Below are 8479 nucleotides of genomic sequence, written 5' to 3'. Positions count from 1 at the left end.
CTGTGAGGCGACCGCCCCTCACGTGTGAGGTCCGGCATCAAGTTCTCGGTGTGCACGGTCCGCGTCCGGGGCCGGTGGCTGGTGCTACCACCGCCGGCCGGGAAGCGGAAAGCTCACTGGCCCTGTTCGTCGCGGCGACGCTGCCACCGCTGTTCGATCCGGTTCATCATCGACCGGCGCTGCCTGGGATGTCGGCGTTCGCCTCCGCCCCCGCTCGCACTCCCCGCCGGCTGCTGCTCACCGGGCTTCGGCGCTTTGCGCCATCCGGTGACCGCCAGCACGGCACAGCCCAGCATGACGAGGAATCCCGCCACGCTGACCCAGGTCTGCTGGAAAACCATTCCGGCCATGAGGAGCGCGATACCCACCAGAAAACCGGCTACCGCCTGGTAGACCCGTCGCCGGGTGTACCTGCGCAGCCCGCTTCCCTCAAGCGCTGTAGCGAACTTGGGATCTTCGGCGTACAGCGCTCGCTCCATCTGCTCGAGCATTCGCTGCTCGTGCTCCGAGAGCGGCACGGAGTCCTCCTCGTCGTCGGCCGCGGGGGCGACCGGTATGCGGCCCTTCCAGGATAGGCAGGGATTCGCCCCCGTGAAACCCGCCCTCTAGCCATAGCCAGTCCGGACCGCCAATTCGGCTCGGCTGCTGAGGCGTAGATTCCCCGACCTCCGATCCGTCATGCCGGATGGTGTCACCCGATCATACGGGGCTCGCGGCCCGATCGGGTGTTCTGGGCAGTACTCCGTCTGCAGCTGCGTTGCTGATCAGCCGTGCTCCTGTCGCTTTCGCGGCCGTACTCCGACGGTGTCGCCGTCACGGCTCAGGCGCGCTTCTCCCCCAGAACGTGCAGCTGGGTCGCCACCGAGTGGAAGGCGGGCAGTTCCGCGACGGCCGCTTCCAGCTTGAGGAGCTCCTCCATCGCGCCCGGTTCGGTGTCCACGAGAACACCCGGCACGAGGTCGGCGAAGACCCGTACCCCGTGGACCGAGCCGATCTCGAGGCCCGCGTCGTCGACCAGCCCGGTGAGCTGGTCGGCGGTGAACCTGCGGGGCACGGGGTCACCGTCGCCCCAGCGGCCGGCGGGGTCCGTCAGCGCCTGCCGGGCCTCGGAGAAGTGCCCGGCGAGCGCCCTGGCCAGGACGGCTCCGCCCAGCCCGGCACCGAGCAGGCTGAGCGCCCCGGACGGCCGGAGCGCGTCGACGGCGTTGCGTACGCCTTCGGCGGGGTCGTCCACGTACTCCAGGACGCCGTGGCACAGGACCGCGTCGTAACCGGCGCGGTCCACGACCTCGAACAGGCCGAGGATGTCGCCCTGGACACCGCGGACCCGGTCGGCGACGCCGGCCTCGTCGGCACGGCGCTCCAGCGCGAACAGGGCGTTCGGGCTGGGGTCGACGACGGTGACCCGGTGGCCGAGCCGGGCGACGGGCACGGCGAAATTGCCGGTGCCGCCGCCGGTGTCCAGCACGTCCAGGGCTTCCCTGCCGGTCGCCTTGACCTGGCGCTCGAGAGCGTCCTTGAGGACATCCCAGACCACGGCGGTACGTAGGGAGGCACGGGGGCGCAGCTGGTCCGACACGGCAGTTGACTCCTCGGCACGGTGCCGCCACGGACGGCGGAGCGTGAACAGTGCAGGTGGTACGGGTGCGCTCCACCCTATTGCCTCGCACCGCCCTCGCGGTCACTCCGTGTCGGGCCGCTGCCCGGGGCCGTCCTTCCGGGGCTGCGGGAGGACGGGCTGGAGGACCAGCAGGCGCTCGACCAGGCGCAGGAACATGGCCGCGTCGCGCAGCAGATCGTCGGCGTCGCGGCTGGTGGCCGCGCCGGGTATGCCCGCCTCAGCACGGGCCCTGCGCCGGGCCCCCGAGGCGAACAGGGCGCTCCATTCGGTGAGTTCCGGCGCGATGCCCGGAAGGACCTCCCAGGCGCTGCGGATCCGCTCCCTGTGACGCCTGCCGGTTTCCGGACGGCCGCGAGCCGCGAGCACGGCGGCCGCGGTGCGCAGGGCGGCGAGGTGTGCGGTGGCGTACCGCTCGTTGGGCACGTCGAGCCGGGCGGCCTCGTCCAGACCGGCGTGGGCCTGGGCGAGCAGGTCGAGGGCGGCGGGCGGCGCCGTGGCGCGGCGCAGGACGGGGTGCACGTCGGTTGCCGGACCGGTCGGTGAGGGGGCAGGGCTGCCTGCGCGGCGCCGCGGGGCGGCGGCTGCGGACGAGCTGGCCATGACGAACCTCCTGTCGTCGTGTGACGGCTCCGTGGCCGTCTGTATCCATCGTGACCGCCGGCACTGACAATCCCTCAGAACCCACCCCTGACCAGGGACTTTGCTTCGAGCGCGAGTTCGGGTTAGCTTTTTTGCACTGACTGGTCAGTTCAAAAATGGGGGTGGGGACGTGGACAGCCCGCACGGGGCGGCGCTGAGCGCCGAGGACTTCGGACTGAAGGGTCCGCGCGGCTGGGCCTTCCATGGGGTGGAGTTCACCGCCGGGCCCGGGTCGCTCGTCGCGGTCGAGGGCCCTTCCGGCTCGGGCCGTACGTGTCTGCTGCTCGCGCTCACCGGCCGGATGCGTTCCACGCAGGGGCACGCCGAGGTCGGTGGCGAGCGCCTGCCGGGCCGGCTCGGCGTCGTACGCCGGTTCAGCGCGCTGGGCCCGGTGCCCGGGGTCAGTGAGCTGGACCCCTCCTTCACCGTCGCCGAGCATCTGCGGGAACGAGTCCTGCTGCGGCGCCGCTTCGACGGTTCACCGCGCTCCCTGCTGCGCCCCCGCGCCGAGCGGGCCGCCACGGCACGGACAACGATCGACACCGCCCTGGAAGCCGCGGGGCTCGACCTCGACGCGCTGCCCAAGGCCGAACGGACCTCCGTACGGGACCTGGAGCGCCTGGAGGCCCTTCGCCTGTCCGTCGCCCTGGCCCTGATGGGCCGTCCACGGCTCCTCGCCGTGGACGACACCGACCTCAAACTCTCCGCCGCCGACCGCGCCCTGGCCTGGGAGCTGCTACGCGCCCTCGCGGCCGACGGGACCACGGTGCTGGCCGTGTGCAGCGAGGCCCCGGAGGACGCGCTGACGGTGCGCACCCGCCCGGCGGCCGGAACGGACACGCCCTGCGACGACACGACGAACGGGAAGGAAACGGCTGATGCGATCGCCGGGACTGGCCGCGCTTGAGCTGCGGCGGTTCGGCAGGGGCCGGATGCCACGCGCCGCACTCGTGGCACTCCTCCTGCTGCCCCTGCTGTACGGAGCTCTCTACCTCTGGTCGTTCTGGGACCCGTACGGACGGCTCGACCGCATCCCCGTCGCCCTCGTCAACGACGACAAGGGCACGACCACCGGCGGTGAACACCTGTCGGCCGGCGACGAGATCACCGGCCGACTGCTCGACAGCAAGGTCTTCGACTGGCACGAGGTCGGCTCCGCCGAGGCCGAGCGGGGCGTCGAGGACGGTACGTACTACCTCTCGCTGACCATGCCGTCGGACTTCAGCAAGCGCATAGCGTCGAGCTCCGGGGACTCCCCCGCGACCGGCGCCCTTCAGGTGCGGACGAACGACGCGAACAACTACATCGTCGGGCAGATCTCCAGGACGGTGTTCGCCGAGGTCCGCAGCGCCGCTTCGGCCAAGGCCTCACGCGGCTTCCTGGACAAGATCTTCATCAACTTCTCGGGTCTGCACGACGCGACCGCGAAGGCGGCCAAGGGCGCCGACGACCTCGAGAGCGGTCTGACGAAGGCGAAGAAGGGCTCGAAGGACCTCGCGGACGGGCTCAGGACCGCCAAGTCGGGCAGCGGAACACTCTCCTCCGGCCTGATCAAGCTCGACAAGGGGGCCGGCGACCTCGAATCGGGGTCCCGGCAGGTCGCCGACGGCACCCAATTGCTCGCCGACAAGGTCAACGCGGTGGCCGCGGACGTACGTCCCTTCCTGAAGGACAACGGCAAGGCCATCGGTGACACCGCCCGGCTGGTCGCCGACTCCTCGAAGGCCGTACGGGACAACCTCGACCTGCTGGTCGAAGCGGCGCCCACCGCCTCGGCCGCCGCCCACACGGCCTCCGACGACCTGGACGAGGTCTACCGCCTCCGCTGCGAGGAGCAGCCGCTGCCCGATCCGGGGGTCTGCCCGCAGCTGAAGCGGGCCAGGACCGCGGCGGCGGATGTCGCCGAGGTCTCCGACGACGTGAACGCCCTGGTGACGAACCAGAAGGGCGACCTGACGAAGCTCCGCGGGCAGCTGACCACCCTGCAGAAGCAGGCCGATGCCCTCGCGAAGCGCTCGCCGACCCTCGACACGGACCTGGAATCCGCCGTGTCGAAGATCAATTCGCTCAACACCGGGGCGCACAAGGTCGCCAAGGGCGCCGGCACACTCCACACCGGCCTCGGCACCGCCAAGACGGGGGCCGGGGACCTGGACACCGGCGTCAAGAAGCTCAAGACGGGCGCCAAGACCCTGAACAGCGGGCTGTACCGGCTGGGCGACGGCTCCGCGACACTCGCCCAGGGGCTCAACGACGGAGTCGGCAAGATCCCCGACTACGACAAGGAGGACCGCGACGCCCGTACCGGTGTCATGGCCGACCCCGTGCAGCTGGCCTCCTCCTCGCTGCACGCGGCACCCAACTACGGCACCGGCTTCGCCCCGTACTTCATCCCGCTCTCGCTCTGGGTGGGCGCGATGGTGGCGTACATGCTGATCCAGCCCCTCAACCGGCGGGCCCTCGCGGCCGGGGCACCGGCCTGGCGCATCGCCTTCGCGGGCTGGCTGCCCGTCGCCGCGATCGGCCTGCTCCAGGTCGCCGCCCTGATGTCGGTGCTGCACTGGCGGCTCGGTCTGCAGATGACGCACGCCGCCGGCACGATCGGCTTCCTGGCACTGGTGACCTGCTGCTTCGCCGCGATCGTGCAGTGGCTCAACGCCCGCTTCGGCGCTGCGGGCCGCATCCTCGTCCTGGCGGTGCTGATGCTCCAGCTGACCTCGGCCGGGGGCACCTACCCCGTCCAGACCAGTCCGGGGTTCTTCGGGGCCATCCACCCCTACCTGCCGATGACCTACGTCGTGGACGGGCTGCGCCGGCTGATCACGGGCGGCGGGCTCGGCCCCGTCTGGCAGGGCTGCGCCGTGCTGCTCGCCTTCACCGCGGGCGCGCTGGCGCTGACCGCCCTCTCCGCCCGCCGCAAGCAGGTGTGGACCCTGGACCGGCTGCACCCGGAGCTGAGTCTGTGACCGCGCCGGGACCTGTGAGAATCGTGCGTATGGACAGCAGTAGCACCACGCGCCGCCAGGTCACCCGGCAGAAGCTCTACGAGGCGGCGGTGACCCTCATCGCGGAGAAGGGGTTCTCCGCGACGACGGTGGACGAGATCGCCGAGCGCGCCGGGGTCGCCAAGGGCACGGTCTACTACAACTTCAAGAGCAAGACCGAGCTGTTCGAGGAGCTCTTGCGGCACGGCGTCGGACTGCTCACGCAGTCGCTGCGGTCCGCCGCCGACTCGACGGACGCACGCGGCGGCACCCGCGTGGAGGCGCTGGACGCGATGATCAGGGCCGGTCTGGTCTTCATCGACCGCTACCCGGCCTTCACCCAGCTGTACGTCGCCGAGCTCTGGCGCACCAACCGCGCCTGGCAGTCGACCCTCCTGGTGCTGCGCCAGGAGGCCGTCGCCGTCGTCGAGGGGGTGCTCCGGGAAGGCGTCGCGGGCGGTGAGCTCAGCGAGGAGATCGACATCCAGCTGACGGCCGCCGCACTGGTCGGGATGGTCCTGGTGGCGGCGCTCGACTGGCAGGCGTTCCAGCCCGAGCGGACGATCGACGACGTGCACTCCGCCCTGTCCCTGCTGCTGCACGGCCGGGTCAGCGGACGCTGAGGTCTCTTCCCGGCCCGTACGCGTGAAAAAACGCCGGTCCGGTGGAATTCGATCCCCCCGAATTCCACCGGACCGGCGTCCCGTACCGCCGCGGAGCCCTCCCCCGTGACCCCGTGTCCCCCGTGGTCCCGAAGCTCCGCGTCGTGCGCCCCCGTTGCGTCCGGGGTGCCGCGCCGTTCCGCCGCCCCGTGCCGGCGGTCCTGGCGCCGCGCCCCTTCCGTGGTCTCCACTCTTCCGTCTGCGCAGGTGAGGGCCTATCCGCATCCCTACTCATCTCCCGCACTAGGTAGAGATACTCAGGCCTGTGCACAAGCCCCACCCGGGCGCCTGTCCGACTGGCTACGATCGCGTCCGTGTCCGTACTCCCCCTGGTGTTCACGAGTGGCTGGGCGAGCGGGATCAACGCCTACGCGGTGGTCCTGCTCTTCGGCATCTTCGGCGCGACCGGTCTCACCGACGAGGTGCCCGAGTCCCTGCAGCGCACCGATGTGCTCGTGACCGCCGGTGTGCTGTTCCTGTTCGAGGCGGTGGCCGACAAGATCCCGTACGTGGACTCGGCCTGGGACATCGCGCACACGGTGATCAGGCCCGTGACCGGCGCGGTCGTCGCGGCGCTGCTGGCCGGCGAGAGCGGGTCGCTGCCGGAGCTCGCGGCGGGAGCCGTGGGCGGATCCACCGCGCTGATGAGCCATCTGGTGAAGGCAGGCACCAGGATGGCGGTCAACACCTCGCCCGAACCGTTCAGCAACATCGGGGTCAGTGTCGCGGAGGATCTCGGCGTCGCCGGGATCATCACCTTCGCCGTCTTCAACCCGGTCGCGGCGGCCGTCGCCGCCGGGGTCCTGCTGCTGCTCGGCCTGGTGATACTGATCTTCCTGGCCTCCCGGATCCGCAGGTTCCTGCGTCGCAGGGCGCAGCGCCGCGAGGAGAGACGTCTGGCCGGAGCGGGCAGGCACTGGCCTCACGAATGAACTGCCGACGGCACCCCTTAGGGTCACTGACATGGCACGAATTGCGGTGATCGGCGCCGGGACGGGCGCGATGGCGGCGGCCGCCCGGCTCGCCGTGGCAGGCCACCGGGTGACGGTGTACGAGCGGTCGGAGACCTACGGCGGCTCGCTCGGCCGGTATGCCCGTGACGGCTTCGTCTTCGACACCGGCCCCGGGCTGCTGCATCTGCCCGCTGTCTACCGCGACCTGTTCGTGAAGACGGGCAAGGAACCCCTGGAGCAGTGCGTCACGCTCACCCAGGTCGACCCGGCGAGCCGCCATCTCTTCGCGGACGGCACCGCGGTGTCGCTGCCCAACGCCTCACGGGCCGGGGTGGTAGGCGCGCTGGACCGGGCACTGGGCGAGGGGGCCGGGGCCAGGTGGGGGGACTTCCTGGACCGGGCGGGTACCGCCTGGAACCGGTCGCGCAGGCCGCTGCTGGAGGAGCCGCTGCCCGAGGACCGCCGGATCCCGGTCGGTGACCCCTACCCCGCGGTGCGCCGCCGCAGGCTGTTGCGCGCGGCCCGGCAGGCGGGGACGTTGGCGGAGGTGGGCGCCTGGGAGCTGGCGGACCCCCGCCTGGCGTCCCTGCTCGACGGGTACGCCCTGTCGTACGGCCTCGACCCCCGCCGCGCCCCGGCCGCCGCCGCCCTCCTGCCCTACATGGAGGAGACCTTCGGCAGCTGGTACGTCGCCGGGGGCATGCGCGCGCTCGCCGACGCGGTGTACGCGCGGTGTCTGGCCCGCAGGGTGGAGTTCGTCTTCGGCTCCGAGGTGGTCCGGGTGTCCGAGAAGGACGGCCGGGCGGCGGGGATCGAGCTGGCGGACGGAGGGAGCGCGGAGGCCGATCATGTGGTCCTGGGCGCGCAGCCGGCGCCCGGGCTCCTGCCGGTGCGGGACGAGTGGCCCGCCGGGGCGCGCGGGACCCCGGTGCCGGGCCGCTTCCTCGTCCTGCTGTCGCTGCGCGGTGCCCGGGAGGCCGGCGCCGCGCACCGGACGGTGGTGCACACCGCGGACCCGGGCGCGGAGCAGGAGGCGGTGTTCGGCGGCCGGACGACGGAGCTGCCCACGGTGACGGTGCTGCGCCCGGACGACCCTGCCACCCGCCCCGACGAGGAGCACGAGGCGGTGACCCTGATGGTGACGGTGGCGCCGCACGGCCCGGTCGACTGGACGGACGCGGCGCTGCGCGAGCGGTTCACGGACGCGGTGATCGGCCGGGCCGCCGAGGCCGTCCCCGGCCTCCGCGAGCGGATGGTCCACGCCGAGGTCCGTACGCCTGCCGAGACCGCGGCCGACACGGGCGCCGAGGGCGGTTCGGTGCCGGCTCCGGCCCTGGCCGGGGCGGAGGGCGCGTATCTGCACTCCGGGAACCGCACCCCGCTGCCGGGGCTGTACCGGGCGGGCGGCTGGTCGCATCCGGGCGGTGGGATGGCCCACGCCGGGATGTCCGGGGCCCTGGTCGCCGGACTCGTCGTGGAGGGTGACGGCTTCCGCGGCTCGCAGTGAGCCCGCTGCCGGCGCGTCAGGCCGGCCCCCCGACAACCGCGGCCCGCCAGCGGGGCAGTAGCGGTACTGCACGTTCTGGCCCGTGTCGGATACGGTGCCGTAACGGGCGGGCT

The 8479-nt window shown here is 72.1% G+C and carries 8 protein-coding genes; 5 read left to right on the top strand and 3 right to left on the bottom strand.

From position 1 onward, the window contains the following. Positions 1 to 113: 113 nt before the first annotated feature. The 3 genes from ACFWFI_RS37930 to ACFWFI_RS37920 all read right to left on the bottom strand — a co-directional run bounded on the left by ACFWFI_RS37930 (position 114) and on the right by ACFWFI_RS37920 (position 2221). Entirely contained in the window at positions 114 to 518 is a 405-nt protein-coding gene (locus tag ACFWFI_RS37930; protein WP_033303312.1) for a DUF3040 domain-containing protein, read from the bottom strand. Between the two features lie 302 nt (positions 519 to 820). Further along, the gene (locus ACFWFI_RS37925; protein WP_387399578.1) at positions 821 to 1579 is read right to left on the bottom strand and encodes a class I SAM-dependent methyltransferase; all 759 of its coding nucleotides are present in this window, start codon (positions 1577 to 1579) and stop codon (positions 821 to 823) included. A 102-nt stretch (positions 1580 to 1681) separates the two neighbouring features. Beyond that, on the bottom strand, positions 1682 to 2221 hold the full coding sequence (locus ACFWFI_RS37920; RefSeq protein WP_387399576.1) for an SAV_6107 family HEPN domain-containing protein: 540 nt from the start codon (positions 2219 to 2221) through the stop codon (positions 1682 to 1684). A gap of 169 nt (positions 2222 to 2390) precedes the next feature. Here ACFWFI_RS37920 and ACFWFI_RS37915 point away from each other — a divergent pair, with 169 nt between their 5' ends. The 5 genes from ACFWFI_RS37915 to ACFWFI_RS37895 all read left to right on the top strand — a co-directional run bounded on the left by ACFWFI_RS37915 (position 2391) and on the right by ACFWFI_RS37895 (position 8366). After that, positions 2391 to 3167, top strand: coding sequence for an ATP-binding cassette domain-containing protein (locus ACFWFI_RS37915; protein WP_387399574.1), 777 nt, complete (start codon positions 2391 to 2393; stop codon positions 3165 to 3167). Next, complete coding sequence (locus tag ACFWFI_RS37910) at positions 3139 to 5226, top strand: YhgE/Pip family protein (RefSeq protein WP_387399572.1); 2088 nt, start codon at positions 3139 to 3141, stop codon at positions 5224 to 5226. Before ACFWFI_RS37915 ends, ACFWFI_RS37910 begins: the two co-directional genes overlap by 29 nt. A gap of 29 nt (positions 5227 to 5255) precedes the next feature. Continuing rightward, on the top strand, positions 5256 to 5867 hold the full coding sequence (locus ACFWFI_RS37905) for a TetR/AcrR family transcriptional regulator (protein ID WP_387399570.1): 612 nt from the start codon (positions 5256 to 5258) through the stop codon (positions 5865 to 5867). Between the two features lie 353 nt (positions 5868 to 6220). Next, complete coding sequence (locus ACFWFI_RS37900) at positions 6221 to 6838, top strand: DUF4126 domain-containing protein (RefSeq protein ID WP_387399568.1); 618 nt, start codon at positions 6221 to 6223, stop codon at positions 6836 to 6838. 31 nt (positions 6839 to 6869) lie between these two features. Then, positions 6870 to 8366, top strand: coding sequence for a phytoene desaturase family protein (locus ACFWFI_RS37895; protein ID WP_387399565.1), 1497 nt, complete (start codon positions 6870 to 6872; stop codon positions 8364 to 8366). Positions 8367 to 8479: the final 113 nt, after the last annotated feature.

Source organism: Streptomyces sp. NPDC060209, assembly GCF_042728155.1.
Taxonomy (GTDB): Bacteria; Actinomycetota; Actinomycetes; order Streptomycetales; family Streptomycetaceae; genus Streptomyces.
Note: the sequence above shows the minus strand (reverse complement) of the source record. Positions and strands in the feature narration are given on the sequence as shown.